This window comes from Luteimonas sp. Soil_C_16 (assembly GCF_057657295.1).
Window position 1 is genome coordinate 257,520 of record NZ_JBDGIS010000002.1, and the last position, 17,532, is coordinate 275,051.

Below are 17,532 nucleotides of genomic sequence, written 5' to 3' on the forward strand. Positions count from 1 at the left end.
CGACCGCTGCGGCTTCCGGGTGTCTCAGGCGTTGGCCGTTCCGTGCTCCGGAAGCGGCTCTGCAGCGCGGGAACGCGCTACATGAAGGCGGGATGTACGCAACTTGAATCTTCCCCAAACGCCAAACTGTGACCCGATACTCCTCCCGGGCAATCCGTGCCGTCAAGCGTTGCGGCGCGGATTCGACAGTCCGGCATCGAATATGCCTAAGGGCCTAGCCACTTACGTCAGAATCGAATATTCCGGATTAGATTCCAGCCACATCCAACTGATTTGTATATGATTTGGCTATTCAGTCAGACGCACTGAAACGTCAGAGAATTCTGAAAAAACCGCGTCATGACGGGCTTGAGGACGCCTGCGAGGCCCCGAACGCAGATCGGGCCGGGAGACTGTTCCGTCTCCCGGCCCGACCGGTTTTTGCGAAAAGTGACGCAGTGCGTCACGTCATCCGAGATGCCGCCTCGCGTTCCGGAACATCCGCAGCCAAGGGCTGTCATCCGGCCAATCGGTCGGGGCCCAGCTCAGGTTGGCGGTGCGCGGGGTGCGTTCGGGGTGCGGCATCAGGATCGTCGCCCGGCCGTCGAGCGACGCGAGACCGGCGATGGCGTCCTGGGAGCCGTTCGGATTCGCCGGGTAGCCCATGGCGTGTCCGTTGCCGTCGACGTAGCGCAAGGCCACGGTCGCTGCGATCCGGTCGGCATCGTCGTCGAACTGCACGCGACCTTCGCCGTGGGCGATCGCCACCGGAATCCGCGAACCGGCCATGCCGGCGAAGAACAGCGACGGTGATTCTTCGACTTCGAGCAGGCCGAAGCGCGCCTCGAACTGCTCGCTGCGGTTGCGGAGCAGGCGTGGCCAGTGCTGGGCGCCGGGGATGATCGGCTTGAGCTGCGACAGCATCTGGCAGCCGTTGCAGACACCCAGCGAGAACGTGTCGCTGCGGGCGAAGAAGCGTTCGAACGCCGCACGCAGCTCGGCGGCCTCCAGGACCGACGTCGCCCAACCGCGGCCCGCGCCGAGCACGTCGCCGTAGCTGAAACCGCCGCAGGCCACGAGGCCCTGCATCGTTGCCAGATCCACCCGGCCGGCGATCAGGTCGCTCATGTGCACGTCGACCGCGGTAAAACCAGCGCGATCGAAGGCCGAGGCCATTTCGATCTGACCATTGACGCCCTGCTCGCGCAGCACCGCGACCTTCGGTCGTGCGCCGGTCGAGATGTACGGCGCCGCGACATCCTCCGACGGGTCGAAGGTCAGGACCGGACGCATCGCCGGCGCATCGAAGCGACGCGCGTTTGCGCGCTCTTCCTCGGCGCACTCCGGGTTGTCGCGCAGCGCCTGCATCGCATGCGTCACCGACCACCAGGCGTCGAACAGCGTCTCCCACTTCCACTCGGCCAGCACGTCCTCGCCGTCGAGCACGCGGATCGCATTGGCGGTCGTCGGGCGCGCGATGCGCTGGGCGCATTCGATCAGGCCGTGACGCGCGACGAGATCGGCGAATTCGGCGCGGTCCTCGGCGGAGATCTGCACCACCGCGCCCAGCTCTTCCGAGAACAGTGTGCGCAGCGCGTCGCGGCTGCGGTCGTCGCCCCAGCCTTCGAGATCGATGTCGAGGCCGAGATGCGCGGTGAACGCCATTTCGCAGAGCGCGGCGAACGCGCCGCCGTCGGAACGGTCGTGATAGGCCATCAGCAGACCGGCCTCACGCGCTTCGCAGATCAGTTCGAAGAACGCTTTCAGGCGCTCGGGTTCGTCGATGTCCGGCACCGCGCCGCCGAAGCCTTCGAAACACTGCGACAGCACCGAACCACCGAGACGCTGCTTGCCGGCGCCCAGGCCGATCAGCCACAGCTCGGTATCGGGCTCGCGGCTGAGCAGCGGGGTGAGCTGGGTGCGCACGTCGGGCACCGGCGCGAACGCGGTGACCACCAGCGAGACCGGCGAGACGACCTTGTGCGCGGCGCCGTCGGCCTGCCACTGCGCCTGCATCGACAGCGAATCCTTGCCGACCGGAATCGACAGGTCGATCTCGGGGCACAGCTCCATCGCGACCGCATGCACGGCATCGAACAGGCGCGCGTCCTCGCCGGCGTGTCCGGCCGCGGCCATCCAGTTCGCCGACAGCTTGACCCGGTGCAGGGTCTCGACCGGCGCGGCGCACAGATTGGTGATCGCCTCGCCCACGGCCATGCGCGCGGCGGCGGCGGAATCGATCAGCGCCAGCGGGCTGCGCTCGCCGATCGCCATCGCCTCGCCGGTGAAGCCTTCGAACCCGGACAGCGTGATCGCGCAATCGGCGACCGGCAGCTGCCACGGGCCGACCATCTGGTCGCGCGCGGTCAGGCCGCCGACGCTGCGGTCGCCGATCGTGACCAGGAAGGACTTCGACGCGACGGTCGGATGCGCGAGCACGCGCAGACCGGCTTCGTGCAGATCGACGGCGCGGCTGTTGAGCGCCGGCCAGCGATGCGGCGTGGTGCGTGCGGTGTCGCGATGCATCTTCGGCGGCTTGCCGAACAGCACGTCCATCGGCAGATCGATCGGCCAGTCACGGCCGCTGCCGATCGTCTCCAGCGTCGCGCCGTAGCCGACCGTCAGATGTTCTTCGGCCGTCGCCACGCCGACGATCGCGACCGGGCAGCGCTCGCGCGCACAGATCGCTTCGAATTCCTCGACGCGGTCCTGCGGAATACCGAGGACGTAGCGTTCCTGCGATTCGTTGCACCACAGCTGCATCGGCGACAGCGACGGATCGTCGCTGGGCACGCGGTCGAGATCGATGATGCCGCCGACGTCGGAGTCGTGCAGCAGTTCGGGAATCGCGTTCGACAGACCACCCGCGCCGACGTCGTGGAACCACAGGATCGGGTTGCGCTCGCCCAGCGCCACGCAGCGGTCGATGACCTCCTGCACGCGGCGCTCCATCTCCGGGTTGTCGCGCTGCACGGAGGCGAAATCGAGATCCTCGGCGCTTTCGCCCGAGGCCACCGAACTCGCCGCGCCGCCGCCCAGACCGATCAGCATCGCCGGACCGCCGAGCACGACGACAGCATCGCCCGCCGACAGCGTCTTCTTCTCGACCATCGCGCGATCGATCGCGCCGAGGCCACCGGCCAGCATGATCGGCTTGTCGTAGCCGCGCACCAGGCCGTCGTCGCCTTCGGGCAGTTCGAAACTGCGGAAGTATCCGAGCAGGTTCGGGCGGCCGAACTCGTTGTTGAACGCGGCGCCGCCGAGCGGGCCGTCGAGCATGATCTCCAGCGCCGGCGCCATGCGCGGATTCAGCGCGCGCGGCGCTTCCCACGGCTGCGGCAGCGTCGGAATGCGCAGGTGCGAGACCGAGAAACCGGTCAGGCCGGCCTTGGGCTTGCCGCCGCGGCCGGTCGCGCCCTCGTCGCGGATTTCGCCGCCGGCGCCGGTGGCCGCGCCCGCGAACGGCGAGATCGCGGTCGGATGGTTGTGGGTCTCGACCTTGATGCAGAACGCGCTGTCGATCAGCGGCTCGCTGCGGTACTCGAACGACACCGGATCGGGCCGGAAGCGGCGCGCCGGATAGCCTTCGACGACCGCGGCGTTGTCGCTGTAGGCCGACAGCGTGTGCTCGGGCGTGCTCGCATGCGTGTGGCGGATCATGCCGAACAGCGATTGCGCGCGGCCGTTGCGCTGCATGTCCTCGCCGTCGATGGTCCACGACGCGTTGAAGATCTTGTGCCGGCAATGCTCGGAGTTCGCCTGCGCGAACATCATCAGCTCGACGTCGGCCGGGTCGCGACCCAGCGCGCCGAAGCGCTCGCGCAGGTAGGCGATCTCGTCGTCGGCCAGTGCCAGACCGAGGCGACGGTTGGCGGCGTCGAGATCGTCGAGCGCGATGCGTTCGAGCGCGCCGCGCGCGGGCGCCGCGAACAGCGCATCGGCGGCGTCCACGTCGCCCAGCAGCGACTGCGTCATCGGATCGTGCAGCAGCTTCGAGACCGCCGCCTGCGTGGCCGCATCGTCCGGCCAGCCGGTCAGGTCCAGGCGCAGGCCGCGTTCGACGCGATGCACCGGCAGGCCGGCGCCGCGCAGCAGCTCGGTCGACTTGCTGGCCCACGGCGAAATCGTGCCCAGCCGCGGCGAGACGACGCGCGAAACCGCGCCACCGATGCGCGCCGGTGCGGGACCGGCGTCGACCTCGAGGATGCGGCGCAGCGTGGCGTCGTCGGGCGACTGCCCGGCCTCGGCTTCGACGAAGTAGACATGCCAGGCACCGGCGACGGAAAGCGCGGGCGACACCGACTGCAGACGTGCTTCAAGCCGTTCGCGGCGGAACGGCGACAGGGCCTGCTGGCCCTCGAGGACGATCATGTCCGGGGAAACCGTATTTCAGGGCCGGCCATTGTAGCCAATGGCCGCGCCCGCCGCCCCAACGATCGCTGTGCGCGGGGGCGCGTTGGCTCAGCGGCTGCCGCCCGCGGCCTCGCCATCGAGGCGCTGCAGCGCTTCGAGCAGCTGGTCCGGCGGCATGTAGCCCGGCATCTGGGTGCCGTCGGCGGCGATGATCATCGGCGTACCGGTGAGGCCGGCGCGCTGGCCCAGCGCGTAGTGCGCGGCGACCGGGTTCTCGCAGGCTTTCGAATCGACGCGACGGCCGGCCTTGGCGTCGGTGAGCGCTTTCTTGCGGTCGGCCGCGCACCAGACCGATTCCATCAGGCGGAAATCGTCGCTGCCCGGGCCCATGCGCGGGTACGCGAGGTACTCGATCGCGATGCCGCGCTTGTTGTACTCGGCGATCTCCTCGTGCAGGCGACGGCAGTAGCCGCACTCGACGTCGGTGAAGACCGAGACCGTGTACTTCGGATTGGCCGGCGCGAAGATGATGCGCTGGTCCTCCGGCACCTCGGACAGCAGGCGCTGGCGCAGCTTCGACAGACCCGCTTGGCTCAGGTCACGCTTCTCGCGTGCATCGAACAGGCTGCCCTGCAGCACGTAGCGGCCGTCGTTGCTGACGTAGAGCACTTGGCCGGAGACCACGACTTCCTGGAAGCCCGGCAGCGCGGCATCGGACACGCTCTCGATGGACACGCGCGGATTGATCGACAGGATCGCGTCACGCGCCTCGGCGGCGGGCGAGCCTGCCGGCGCTTCGATCGCGGCTGGTGCCGGCGTGGCAGGCGTCGCGGCTGCGGCGGTGTCGGACGCACCCGGGTTCTGGGCACAGGCGGACAGGCTGAAGGCGCCGAGCAGCGCGAACACGTATCGCTTCATCGAATCTGACGACCAAGAGCGGGGGCGATCCCGGGGGCGGCCATTCTGGCATGAAGGGATGGGGCGGGCTTCGGGCGGCCTGGAGCGGGGCTGGGGGCGTTCATGGTGGGGCTCGGATGGTGGTTTGGTGGGCCTGGCCTGGTGATGGACGCCCCGGTGTGTCGCGTTCGAACGCCCAGCGACGTGGAGTCGTTCTGCTTCGTAGGATGGGTAGAGCGAGGCGAACCCCATCGCTCGCGGTTCGCGTGGTGGGTTCAATGCGATCTGCTGCCCTCACCCCAACCCCTCTCCCAGGGGGAGAGGGGCCTCGACATCCGGCGTCTTGGCGAACGACGTCTCTGATCTGGTGCGGGCCATCTACGCGCGACCTGCGTGCAACCGAAGCAGCACGCTCAGTCAGCAACCTGATCGACTCGCAAGAACAAGCGTTGTATCCGCACGGTCTTGATCGAACTGCTGCAGGCCATTCGCTTCATCGCATGTCCGGTCCGGCGAAGCACGCCGGGCGTTCGGCGCACCCGCGCGGTCGGAATCGGAGATCTATCGGCTTTTCGTTTCATCGCACGCCCGGCCCGGCGAAGCACGCCGGGCGTTCGGCGCAACCGCGCGGCAGTGCCGCGCAAACGGGTGCACCTCACCCCCTCGGATGATGCGTGGCGTGCAGCCGCTTGAGCTGTTCGCGCGCGACCAGCGTGTAGATCTGCGTCGTCGACAACGAGCTGTGGCCCAGCAGCATCTGCAGCGCGCGCAGGTCGGCACCGTGGTTGAGCAGATGGGTGGCGAAGCTGTGCCGCAGGCCATGCGGGCTGATACGCGCGGGATCGATGCCGGCCGCGGCGGCGTGGCGTTTCACGAGCACCCAGAACTGCTGCCGGCTCATCGCCGTGCGGCGCGCGGTCAGGAACAACGGTGTGTCGCCCGCAGCATCGCGGGCCGGACCCTTGCCGCCGGCGAGCGTCGGACGTGCGTCGTCGAGATAACGCTGCAACCAGTGCTGCGCCTCCTCGCCCAGCGGCACCAGACGCGTGCGCTCGCCCTTGCCGGTCACGCGCAGCGCGCCCTGGCGCAGGTTGACGCCGTTGGCCGGCAGGCCGACCAGTTCGCTGACGCGCAGCCCGCAGGCGTACATCAGTTCGAGCATCGTGCGGTCGCGCAGACCGTCGACGCTGGCGGTGTCCGGCACGCCGAGCAACGCGTCGATCTCGGACTCGCCCAGCGCCTTCGGCAGTGAGCGCGGCAGCTTGGGTGGATCGAGCAACGCGGTGGGATCGTCGACGCGTCCATGCCGGCGCTGACGATGCGCGAAGAACGCGCGCAGCGCGGACAGCAGACGGGCATTGCTGCGCGGCGACCAGCCGTGACGGGTGCGCCAAGCGAGATGTTCGAACAGGGCAACGCGGTCCGCGTGCGCGATGCCACCATCGCGTCCGTCGCGCCAGCGCGCGAGGCCTTCGAGATCGCGCCGGTACGCGGCCGCGGTCTGGTTCGCGATGCCGTGCTCGGCCCAGAACGCATCGAGGAACCCTTCGATGTCGCTGCGGTCCTCGTCGCGCAGCGGTGGCAGTGCGACCGCAAGGGCGCGGCGTTCGGCAGGCGTGGTCGTGGTGCTGCGGCTGGACATCGACGACAGCTTAGACGCTCGACGCTGCGGCTATGCTTCGGCGATGCCCGACGCCACGACGCCCCTCATCTCCCCACCCCGGCCGTGGATCGGCTGGCGCCTGCTGGCGCTGGTCTACGACCTGTGGCCGGCGCTCGCCCTGTGGTTGCTGCTGTCGGCGGCGTTCACGGCCGCCTTCACCTTTCTGGGCCATCACGATGCGCACGAGAACATCGCGCCGCTGAGTGGTCTGCAGCTCACCTTGTGGGCCGCGTGCTGGCTGGTGACCGGCCTGTATGCCGTCGTCAGCTGGCGCAATGGCGGGCAGACGCTGGGCATGCGGCCGTGGCGATTGCGCGTGCGCGCCATGGACGGCGGGCGGGCGTCGACGCGGTCGCTGTGGGTGCGCTTCGGCGTGGCGACGCTCTCGCTGCTCGCCGGAGGACTTGGCTTCTGGTGGGCGTGGGTCGATCGCGAGCGGCTGACCTGGCACGACCGGGCGAGCGGGACGCGGGTGGTGCGGGAGGCGAAGCAAGGGCTGGGAGGCGGTTGATTCGTCGCGCTTGAGCCGGGGAGCTACAACCAGGCTGCCAAGTGGGGCCCAGGAAGTCAGGATGTCGCGTTCACGCCTGTCGTCGTCATCCCGGCGCACGCCGGGATCCAGTGACGTGCGTCACCACGACGTCGCCTGCGTTCTCACCGCAAAGGCACATGGTTTTCAGCAGCCGATCGACTGGGTACCGGATGCGTGGCGCGCGCCGAGCCCTCACTGGATCCCGGCCTGCGCCGGGACGACGGCGTTCGGGCTGGTCGGGGCAGCCATCAGCCGTTGAGCCTCATCCGGCCGTACGACGCATTCGGCGCCGCGCGCGCCGCACGTCGACGTTCTACTGGCGGTCTGCTTCATCGCCCGCCCGGCCTCGCGAAGCACGCGAGGCGTTCACTGCCGCGCGCCGCACGTCGAAATATTATCGGCGATCTGCTTCATCGCCCGTCCGGCCCGGCGAAGCACGCCGGGCGTTCGCCGCACCCGCGCGGCAGTGCCGCGCAAGCGGGTGCGCCTCACCCACTCCGGCGACGGAAGAGGGTCCAGGAAATGATCAGCATCACGACAGGCGGCACGAGATAGGCCAGCCGATAGTCGATGCGGTACACGGCGGCGAGTTTCACGATCTGGGTCTGGCCGAGCCAGAAGCCCAGGGCGAAGACCACACCGATGAAGAGACGCTTGCCGGCGTTGCCGCTGCGCAGGGAACCGAACGCGAACGGGATCGCAGCCAGACACAGCGCCAGCACGTTGAGCGGATAGAACCAGCGGCCCCAGTAATGCTCTTCGAATTCGCTGGCGTCGAGCTGGTTGCGGTGCCGGTACTCGATGCCCGCACGCAGTTCGCTCGCCGGCATGTAGCGCGGGCGCCAAATGTTGCTGGCACTGGCGGCGAGCGTGGTCGCGTCGAGTTGCGACTCCCAGTGCTCTTCCAGCGCCTCGGTGCGGGTCACCGCGCGCGGTTCGAACCAGGTGCGCTGGACGTTGCGCAGCAGCCAGCCGTCGACGCCGTGTTCGGCCGTCTTGGCGTGCGCCACCGATTCCAGACGGCCGTCGCTGGCGAACTCGAACAGGCGCACGTCCTGCAGCTGGATCCGGGCACCGGCGCCGTCGCTGATCTCGGTGCCGTTCTGCGCGTTGAGGAAGGTGTCGCCTTCGCGTGCCCACAGGCCGGAATAACGGCCGACGATCATGTCGCTCGAACGTGCGGCCGACTTCATGCTGTCGGCGTTGCGCTGGGCCATCGGGCCGAGGGTCTCGCCGTTGAGCACCATCACCGCGGTCAACACGAGCAGCGGCAGTGCGACCGACACACTCAGGCGGGTACGCGACAGGCCCACGGCGCGCATCGCGATGAGTTCCGAGGTCGCCGCAAGCTGGCCCAGGCCCATCAGCGAGCCGATGACGGCCGCCGTCGGGAACATCACGTAGGCGCGACGCGGCAGCGTCTGCAGGATGTAGGTCAGGGCGCCGAAATAGGTGTAGTCGCCCTGCCCCACGGCGCCGATCTCGCTGACACCCGCCATCAGCGCGTCGAGACCGACCAGCACCACCCAGGTCGCCATCACCATCACGGTGACGACCTTGGCGACGTACAGATCATGGATGCGCAACAGGGTCTTCATTTCGCGCGCCTCCACTTGGGCGCGGTCACCCGGCCATCGGTGAAGTACATCCACGCCGCGAAGCCGAGCAGCGGCAGCACCAGCCACCACAGGCCCAGCAGCACCGGAATGCGCCCTTCGGCGACCCAGTCCTTGCCGAGCATCATCAGGTTCATGCCCATCACGTAGGCGAGGAAGCCGGTCATCATCCGGCCGTAGCGCGCCTGCCGCGGCGGGCTGCGGGCCAGCGGCACCGCCAGCAGCGCGAACGCCAGCGTCAGCAGCACCGGCGCGAGGCGGTAGTGCAGTTCGGCATGCGCTCCGGGGCGCGCGTCGCCGAACAGCGAGAACGTCGGCTGCAGCTCGGGATCATCGCCATCGGCGCGGGACTCCACCGCCGGCAGGCGCAATTCGTTGCTGGCGTAGCGCATCAACCGGTAGTCGAGGCCGGCATCGAGCGGACCTTCGACACGGAAGCCCTCATCGAGGCGCAGGAAGCGCTCGGTGCCGTCGATGCTCAGTGCGCCGGTCAGCGACGTGGTGACGTCCATGCGGCCTTCGTCCTGGCGATAGACGAATACGCGGCCGAGTTTGCTGCCGTCGTCCGACATCGCGTTGACATAGACCACGCCGCCACCGCCGGGGAACTCGACGAAGCGGCCGGCCTCCAGACCGGTCACCAGCAGGCTGCGCTGCCCGGCCTCGATCATCTGCTGCGAGTAGTCGCGCGCCCACGGGCCCAGCCACAACGAACAGGCACCGATCACCAGCAGCATCGGCCCGACCACCAGCGACAGCGGCCGCAGCAGGCGTCGCGGGCCGATGCCGACCGAGGTCAGCACCGGCATTTCCGAATCGCGGTACAGCCGGCCGAAGCCCAGCATCAGACCGAGCATCAGGCCCAGCGGCAGGATCAGCGGCATGTAGCTGATCACCGACAGGCCCAGCTGGGCCAGCATCAGCTTGGCCGGCACCCGGCCGCGGGCGATGTCGCTCAGCACGTCCGCGAACACGCCGCCCAAGCTCACGATCAGCAGCACCACGAGGGCAGCGAACGTGGACTGGGCCAACTCGCGGGACAGGTATCGGTCGAGCTTCGACATCGGCTGTGGGGGCTTTGCTTTAGACTTGGGGGTTCGTCCAGCCGCGCCACCACGGCGCTTCTGCAGCGGCAAGCCTGACTGGGCGCCGCGCGCTGGACCGTGAAGTGTACCGATCACCCCATGGAATCTGGTTGATGACCCTCGAATTCACCCTGAACCAAGCGTCCCCCGCCACCCTGTCCAGCGATTGCCTCGTCATTGGCGTCTTCGCTGACGGCCCGCTGGCCGGCGCTGCTGCCGCGATCGACGCCGCCAGCGGCGGTCGTCTGTCCACCCTTGCCACGCGTGGCGATCTGTCCGGCAAGGCTGGTCGTACCAGCCTGCTGCACGATTTGCCGGGCGTCACCGCGCCGCGCGTGTTGGCAATCGGTCTGGGCGAGCGCGCCAAGTTCGGCGTGCCGCAGTACCTCAAGGCGGTTGCCGATGCCGTGCGCGCGCTGCGCGACGGCAACAGCACCAGCGCTGCGATCGCGCTGGCTGACCTCGACGTCGCCGGCCGCGACACCGCGTGGAAGATCCGCCAGGCCGTGGTCGCCGCCGACCATGCCGCGTACCGCTACGTGGCCACGCTGGGCGCCAAGAACAAGAAGCGCGAGCCCGACACGCTGACCGCGATTTCGATCGTCGGTGACGATGCCGATGCGCTGGCGCAGGGCAAGGCGATCGCCGCGGGCGTGAAGTTCGCCCGCGAGCTCGGCAACCTGCCGCCGAACATCTGCAACCCGGCCTATCTCGGTGAGCAGGCGCAGACCTTCGCGTCACGCTTCGACAAGGCCTCGTGCGAAGTCCTCGACGAGACCCAGATGGAAGCGCTGGGCATGGGCTCGCTGCTCGCCGTGGCGCGCGGCTCGGCCAACCGTCCGCGTCTGGTCGTGCTGAGCTGGAAGAACGGCGGCGACGCCAAGCCCTATGTGCTGGTCGGCAAGGGCATCACGTTCGACACCGGCGGCGTCAACCTCAAGACGCAGGGCGGCATCGAGGAAATGAAGTTCGACATGTGCGGCGCGGCGACGGTCATGGGCACCTTCGTGTCCGCGGTCGGCCTCGATCTGCCGATCAACCTGCACGTGATCGTGCCGGCGGTGGAGAACGGCATCGACGGCGACGCGTATCGCCCGTCGGACGTCATCACCAGCATGTCGGGCAAGACCATCGAAGTCGGCAACACCGACGCCGAAGGCCGCCTGATCCTGTGCGACGCGCTGACCTACGCCGAGCGTTTCGAGCCGGCTGCGCTGGTCGACGTCGCCACGCTGACCGGCGCCTGCATGATCGCGCTCGGCACGCAGGCCACCGGCCTGATGAGCAAGCACGACGACCTGGCCGCCGAACTGCTGGCCGCCGGCGAGCACGTGTTCGACCGCGCCTGGCGTCTGCCGCTGTGGGACGAATACCAGTCGATGCTCGATTCCAACTTCGCCGACGTCTACAACATCGGCGGCCGTTGGGGCGGCGCGATCACCGCAGGCTGCTTCCTGTCGCGCTTCACCGAAGGCCAGCGCTGGGCGCATCTCGACATCGCCGGCAGTGCCAGCGGCAGCGGCAAGATGGCCTACGCCACCGGCCGCCCGGTCGGCCTGCTGAGCCAGTGGCTCATGGACCAGGTCGACTGACCGGTCCGGGCCTTGCGGGGATGCGGCTTCGCGCCGCGTCCCCGGTTCCGGCCCGACCGCCACCGCCATGGCCCGCGCCGACTTCTACCTGATCGCCAAGCCGCGCTTCCGCGAGGAACCGTTGCGCCTGGTGTGCGAACTGGTCCGCAAATCCTATGCGGCCGACCTGTGGACGCTGATCCTCGCCCGCGACGCCGAACAGGCCGAAGCGCTCGACGATCTGCTGTGGGACATGGGCGAGGACGCCTACATCCCGCACCAGATCGCCGGCATGGACGAGGAGGACGACGAAACGCCTGTCCTCATCGCCACGCCCGGCTTCGACGCGCCGATGCGCGCGCTGGTCATCAACCTGCGCGACGAAGTGGCGCCGCCGGGTTTCGAGCGCGTGCTCGAAGTGGTGCCGGCCGACGACTCGGCCCGCGAACCGCTGCGCGAGCGCTGGAAGCAGTACAAGGCCGCCGGCCTCGATCTCGCCAAGCACGATATGTGAGACGCGGTAACGGGTGATTGGTGATTGGTGATTCGAAAGAGCACTGGGCCGATCGCTTGATGCCGCTTCGCGTTTCCAATCCCGAATTACGAATCACCCATCACGGCCCTCCCCATGTCCCTCGCCCAAAGCTACGACCCCGGTACCTTCGAAGCCCGCCTGTACGCGGAATGGGAGAAGAGCGGCGTTTTCCAGCCGCAGGGCGACGGCCCGGCCTACACGATCCTGCTGCCGCCGCCGAACGTCACCGGCACGCTGCACATGGGCCACGCCTTCCAGCACACGCTGCAGGACGCGCTGATCCGCTATCACCGCATGCTGGGGCATCGCACGTTGTGGCAGATGGGCACCGACCACGCCGGCATCGCGACCGAGATGGTGGTCTCGCGCAACCTCGCGCTCGAAGGCAAGGGCGAGACCCGCGACTCGCTGGGCCGTGACGGCTTCATCGAGAAGGTGTGGGAGTGGAAGAGCCAGTCCGGCGACACGATCGAACGCCAGATGCGTCGCCTCGGCGCGTCGGGTGACTGGTCGCGCAAGACCTTCACGATGGATCCGCTGCCCTCGCAGGCGGTCGTCGAAGCCTTCGTGCGTCTGCACGAGGAAGGCCTGATCTATCGCGGCCAGCGCCTGGTCAACTGGGACCCGGTGCTCAAGACCGCGATCTCGGATCTGGAAGTTGTCAGCGAAGAAGAAGACGGTTCGCTGTGGTCGATCCGCTATCCGCTCGCCGATGGCGCCAGTTACGAACACGTCGAAGTCGACGCCGACGGCAACGAGACGCTGCGCGAGACGCGCGACTATCTCGTCGTCGCGACAACGCGCCCGGAAACCATGCTCGGCGACACCGCGGCGATGGTGCATCCCGATGACACGCGCTACGCGCACCTGATCGGCAAGGCAGTCGTGCTGCCGCTGACCGGTCGCCGGGTCCCGGTCATCGGCGATGGCTACGTCGACCGCGCGTTCGGTACCGGCGTGGTCAAGGTCACGCCCGCGCACGACTTCAACGATTACCAGGTCGGCCAGCGTCACGACCTGCCGATGATCAACCTGTTCACGCCTGACGCCGCGGTCAACGAGAACGCACCCGAGCAGTACCGTGGCCTCGATCGCTTTGATGCGCGCAAGGCCGTGCTCGCCGATCTGGAAGCCGGCGGCTTCCTCGTCGATACCAAGCCGCACAATTTGCAGGTCCCGCGCGGCGACCGCACCGGCCAGGTCATCGAGCCCTACCTGACCGACCAGTGGTTCGTCGCGATGGACGGCTTCGCAAAGCGCGGCATGGATCTGGTCGACGGTATCGATGGAAAGCCGGGCGAAGTGAAATTCGTCCCGCCGAACTGGACCAGCACCTATCGCCACTGGATGGAGAACATCCAGGACTGGTGCATCAGCCGCCAGCTGTGGTGGGGCCACCGCATTCCGGCGTGGTACGACGCCGACGGCAAGCCCTACGTCGGCCGCGACGAGGCCGAAGCGCGTGCGCGCAGCGGACTCGGCGCCGATGTCGTGCTGACCCAGGACACCGACGTGCTCGAGACCTGGTTCTCGTCGGGTTTGTGGCCGATCAACACGATGGGCTGGCCCGACGAAGCGGCGATGGCCGAGCGCGGCTTCGACCACTTCGTGCCGTCGAGCGTGCTGGTCACCGGTTTCGACATCATCTTCTTCTGGGTCGCCCGGATGATCATGCTGACCGATCACCTGACCGGCCAAGTGCCGTTCCGTGATGTCTACATGACCGGCCTCGTGCGCGACCGCGACGGCCAGAAGATGTCGAAGTCGAAGGGCAACGTGCTCGATCCGCTCGACATCATCGACGGCATCAGCATCGAAGACCTGGTCGCCAAGCGCACCACCGGGCTGATGAAGCCCAAGGACGCGCCGAAGATCGAGAAGGCGACGCGCAAGGAGTTTCCGGACGGCATCATCGCCCACGGCGCCGACCCGCTGCGCTTCACGATGGCCGCGCTGGCCGGTCCGGGCCGCGACATCAAGTTCGATCTCGGCCGCGCCGAGGGCTACAAGAATTTCTGCAACAAGCTGTGGAACGCGACGCGTTTCGTGCTGATGAACACCGAAGGCTTCAGCGCCGAGGGTGCGCCCGAGCCGACGACCGACGCCGAGAAGTGGATCCTCGCGCGCCTGGCGACGACCGCCGATGACGCGCGCGCACACTTCACCAGCTACCGCTTCGACCTGCTCGCGCAGACGCTGTACGAGTTCGCATGGAACGACTTCTGCGACTGGTTCGTCGAGCTCGCCAAGCCGGCGCTGCTCGGCGACGACGCCGCAGCTGCGGACAGCACCCGTCACACGCTGCTGCACGTGCTCGAATCGCTGCTGCGCCTGCTGCATCCGCTGATTCCGTTCGTCACCGAAGAACTGTGGCGCCAGGTCGCGCCGCGCGTCGGCATCACGGACGCGACGATTTCGCTGCGGCCCTACCCGGCGCCCGACAGTGCGCTGATCGCCCGCTGCGCGCAGGCGACGACCGACATCGAATGGCTCAAGCAGATGGTCACCGCGCTGCGTCGCGTGCGCAGCGAACTGGGCGTGTCGCCGGGCAAGCAGGTGCCGCTGCTGGTGCAGGTCGGCAGCGACGCCGCGCGTGCACGTCTGCAGCGTTTCGAGTCGCAGCTGAAGTTCCTCAACCGGCTCGAGCGCATCGACAGCGTCGATGGCGATCCACCGCCGGCCGCGACCGGTCTGGTCGGCGACGTGAAGCTGTTCGTGCCGCTGGAAGGTCTGGTCGATCTGGACGCCGAGCGCGCACGCCTCGACAAGGAAATCGCCCGCGTGGTGTCGGAGAAGGACAAGAGCGCGGCGAAGATCGCGAAGTTCAGCGACAAGGTGCCGGCGGCCGTCGTCGACCAGGAGCGTCAGCGTCTCGTCGACTGGACCGCGCAGCACGACGCCCTCGCCGCGCAGCGCGCGCGGCTCTGAGACATCACGCCGGCGCACGCAAGCGCCGGCGTTTGACTGCTGCACACGTACACGTGCAGCACGCGTCCTGACGAAGCGTTACCGGGCGGCCGCCTACAATCGGCCTCCACCACGCACGTCGATCACATGCCCAGTTCCGATCGCACTCCTCATGTCGTCATCGTCGGCGGCGGTTTCGCCGGTCTCTGGGCCACGCGTGCGCTGGCGCGCGATCCGGTGCGCATCACCCTCGTCGATCGCGGCAACCATCATCTGTTCCAGCCGCTGCTCTACCAGGTGGCGACGGCCGGCCTGTCGGCGCCGGACATCGCCGCGCCGCTGCGCCACATCCTGCGCAGCCAGGACAACGTCGAGGTGCGTCTGGCCGAAGTGCAGGGCATCGACACCGCCGCGAAGACGCTCGCGCTCGCCGACGGCACCGCCCTCGCCTTCGACACGCTGGTGCTCGCCGCCGGCGCGACCCATGCCTACTTCGGCAACGACCACTGGGCCGCGTATGCGCCGGGGCTGAAGACGCTCGACGATGCGCTGCTGCTGCGGCGCAAGCTGCTGCTCGCCTTCGAGCGCGCCGAGGCCGAAACGGACCCCGAGAAGCGCGCCGCGTGGCTCAGCTTCGCCGTCGTCGGCGGTGGCCCGACCGGCGTCGAACTCGCCGGCACACTGGCCGAGATCGCCCGTCACACGCTGCGCAGCGAGTTCCGCAACATCGATCCGGCGCTGGCAAAGGTGCGCCTGGTCGAAGCCGGACCGCGCGTGCTGTCGTCGTTCCCGGACGATCTGTCGGACAAGGCGCGTCGCCAGCTGCAGAAGCTCGGAGTCGAGGTGCAGACCGGCACGCCGGTCGCCGACATCGATGCCGACGGTTACCGCCTCGGCGATCAGCGCGTCGCCGCCAAGACGGTGATCTGGGCCGCGGGCGTTGCGGCGTCGCCGCTCGGCGCCCTGCTCGATGCGCCGCGCGACCGTGCGGGGCGCGTGCAGGTCGATCCCGATCTGCGCGTGCCGGGCCACCCCGACATCTACGTCGCCGGCGATCTCGCCGCGATCCAGAGCGCGGGCCAGCCTGTGCCGGGCGTCGCGCCGGCCGCCAAGCAGATGGGCCGGCACGTCGCGGCCGGCATCCGCGCGCGTCTGCGTGGGCAGACGACGACGCCGTTCGCCTACCGCGACTTCGGCAACCTCGCGACGATCGGGCGCATGGCCGCGGTCGTCCATTTCGGCCGGCTGAAACTGTCGGGCGCGCTCGCCTGGTGGTTCTGGCTGATCGCCCACGTGTTCTTCCTGATCGGCTTCCGCAACCGCGTGGTCGTGCTGCTCAACTGGACCATGGCGTACTGGAGCTACCAGCGCGCGGCGCGGATCATCTTCGGCCCGCCCGTCGATGCCGAGCCGGTCACACCGCCGGATCGTGAAGGACCCGATGCCCCGCGCATCGGCTAGCATGGCCGCGCGCCCACCCACGCCGGATCTGCAGCCGGGCTGAGTCGCTCCCTCCCACGTTCCGGCGTTCCCGCGCATGCTCGAAATCTCGACCCACAACTTCTGGATCGCGCTCGCGGTCACCACCGCGGCCGGCCTGGCGACCGGGCTCGGCAGCCTGCTGGTGCTGTTCTCCAAGCAGCCCAACGCGCGCCTGCTGTCCTTCGGTCTGGCGTTCGCCGCCGGCGCGATGGTCTACGTGTCGCTGACCGAGATCCTCGACAAGTCGATCCTCGCCTTCACCAATGCCTACGGCGCGCAGCTCGGCTTCACCTGGGGCACGCTGTCGTTCCTCGGCGGCGTGCTCTTCATCGTCTCGATCGATCGACTGGTGCCCAACCCGCACGAGCGACTGGAAGTCGACGATCCCTACTTTCGCGAGCACAACACCAGTTACATCAAGCGCGTCGGCCTGCTGACCGCGGTCGCGATCACCGCGCACAATTTCCCCGAAGGCCTGGCGACGTTCTTCGCCACGCTGGAAAACCCGGGCGTCGGCCTGCCGCTCGCATTCGCGATCGCGATCCACAACATCCCCGAAGGCATCGCGATCGCGGTGCCGGTGTACTTCGCCACCAACAACAAGCTCTACGCCTTCATCGCCTGCCTGCTGTCGGGCCTGGCCGAACCGATCGGCGCGCTGATCGGCTATGCGGTACTGCGGCCGTTCCTGTCCGAGCCGGTGTTCGGCGTCGTCTTCGGCCTGATCGCCGGCGTCATGGTGTTCCTCGCTCTCGACGAACTGCTGCCCGCCGCCAAGCGCTACGCCAAGGGACACGAGACGGTCTACGGCCTCGTCTCCGGCATGGCCGCACTGGCGATCAGCCTGGTGCTGTTCAAGTGGTGAGTGCGCGCCGCGCCTGGCGCGCCTGAAGACCCCGAACGGAAACGGCC

The 17,532-nt window shown here is 68.4% G+C and carries 11 protein-coding genes; 6 read left to right on the top strand and 5 right to left on the bottom strand.

The features are described from left to right. Window positions 1-447: 447 nt before the first annotated feature. From purL to xerD, 3 genes are all read right to left on the bottom strand, one after another. The gene (gene purL, locus AC3A5T_RS04930) at window positions 448-4,350 is read right to left on the bottom strand and encodes a phosphoribosylformylglycinamidine synthase (protein WP_487627613.1); all 3,903 of its coding nucleotides are present in this window, start codon (window positions 4,348-4,350) and stop codon (window positions 448-450) included. 90 nt (window positions 4,351-4,440) lie between these two features. After that, window positions 4,441-5,250, bottom strand: a complete 810-nt coding sequence (locus tag AC3A5T_RS04935) for a DsbC family protein (RefSeq protein WP_332079457.1) — start codon at window positions 5,248-5,250, stop codon at window positions 4,441-4,443. Between the two features lie 634 nt (window positions 5,251-5,884). Beyond that, window positions 5,885-6,871, bottom strand: a complete 987-nt coding sequence (gene xerD / locus AC3A5T_RS04940) for a site-specific tyrosine recombinase XerD (protein ID WP_487627614.1) — start codon at window positions 6,869-6,871, stop codon at window positions 5,885-5,887. Window positions 6,872-6,914: 43 nt separating this feature from the next. On the opposite strand from xerD, the gene AC3A5T_RS04945 reads away from it, so the two are divergent. Next, window positions 6,915-7,403, top strand: coding sequence for an RDD family protein (locus AC3A5T_RS04945; protein ID WP_487627861.1), 489 nt, complete (start codon window positions 6,915-6,917; stop codon window positions 7,401-7,403). Between the two features lie 509 nt (window positions 7,404-7,912). Here AC3A5T_RS04945 and lptG read toward each other — a convergent pair. Continuing rightward, window positions 7,913-9,076: an LPS export ABC transporter permease LptG gene (lptG, locus tag AC3A5T_RS04950; protein WP_425497277.1), complete on the bottom strand. Its 1,164-nt coding sequence runs from the start codon at window positions 9,074-9,076 to the stop codon at window positions 7,913-7,915. After that, the gene (gene lptF, locus AC3A5T_RS04955) at window positions 9,019-10,104 is read right to left on the bottom strand and encodes an LPS export ABC transporter permease LptF (protein ID WP_332079453.1); all 1,086 of its coding nucleotides are present in this window, start codon (window positions 10,102-10,104) and stop codon (window positions 9,019-9,021) included. The genes lptG and lptF overlap by 58 nt, the downstream gene beginning before the upstream one ends. A gap of 134 nt (window positions 10,105-10,238) precedes the next feature. On the opposite strand from lptF, the gene AC3A5T_RS04960 reads away from it, so the two are divergent. The 5 genes from AC3A5T_RS04960 to zupT all read left to right on the top strand — a co-directional run bounded on the left by AC3A5T_RS04960 (window position 10,239) and on the right by zupT (window position 17,485). Beyond that, window positions 10,239-11,717 carry a leucyl aminopeptidase gene (locus AC3A5T_RS04960; protein ID WP_487627615.1) on the top strand — a complete coding sequence of 493 codons (1,479 nt, stop codon included), beginning with the start codon at window positions 10,239-10,241 and terminating at the stop codon, window positions 11,715-11,717. 67 nt (window positions 11,718-11,784) lie between these two features. Further along, entirely contained in the window at window positions 11,785-12,210 is a 426-nt protein-coding gene (locus AC3A5T_RS04965; protein WP_487627616.1) for a DNA polymerase III subunit chi, read from the top strand. A gap of 114 nt (window positions 12,211-12,324) precedes the next feature. Next, complete coding sequence (locus AC3A5T_RS04970; RefSeq protein ID WP_487627617.1) at window positions 12,325-15,159, top strand: valine--tRNA ligase; 2,835 nt, start codon at window positions 12,325-12,327, stop codon at window positions 15,157-15,159. A 126-nt stretch (window positions 15,160-15,285) separates the two neighbouring features. After that, complete coding sequence (locus tag AC3A5T_RS04975) at window positions 15,286-16,599, top strand: NAD(P)/FAD-dependent oxidoreductase (RefSeq protein WP_487627618.1); 1,314 nt, start codon at window positions 15,286-15,288, stop codon at window positions 16,597-16,599. A 76-nt stretch (window positions 16,600-16,675) separates the two neighbouring features. Continuing rightward, the gene (zupT, locus tag AC3A5T_RS04980) at window positions 16,676-17,485 is read left to right on the top strand and encodes a zinc transporter ZupT (protein ID WP_487627619.1); all 810 of its coding nucleotides are present in this window, start codon (window positions 16,676-16,678) and stop codon (window positions 17,483-17,485) included. Window positions 17,486-17,532: the final 47 nt, after the last annotated feature.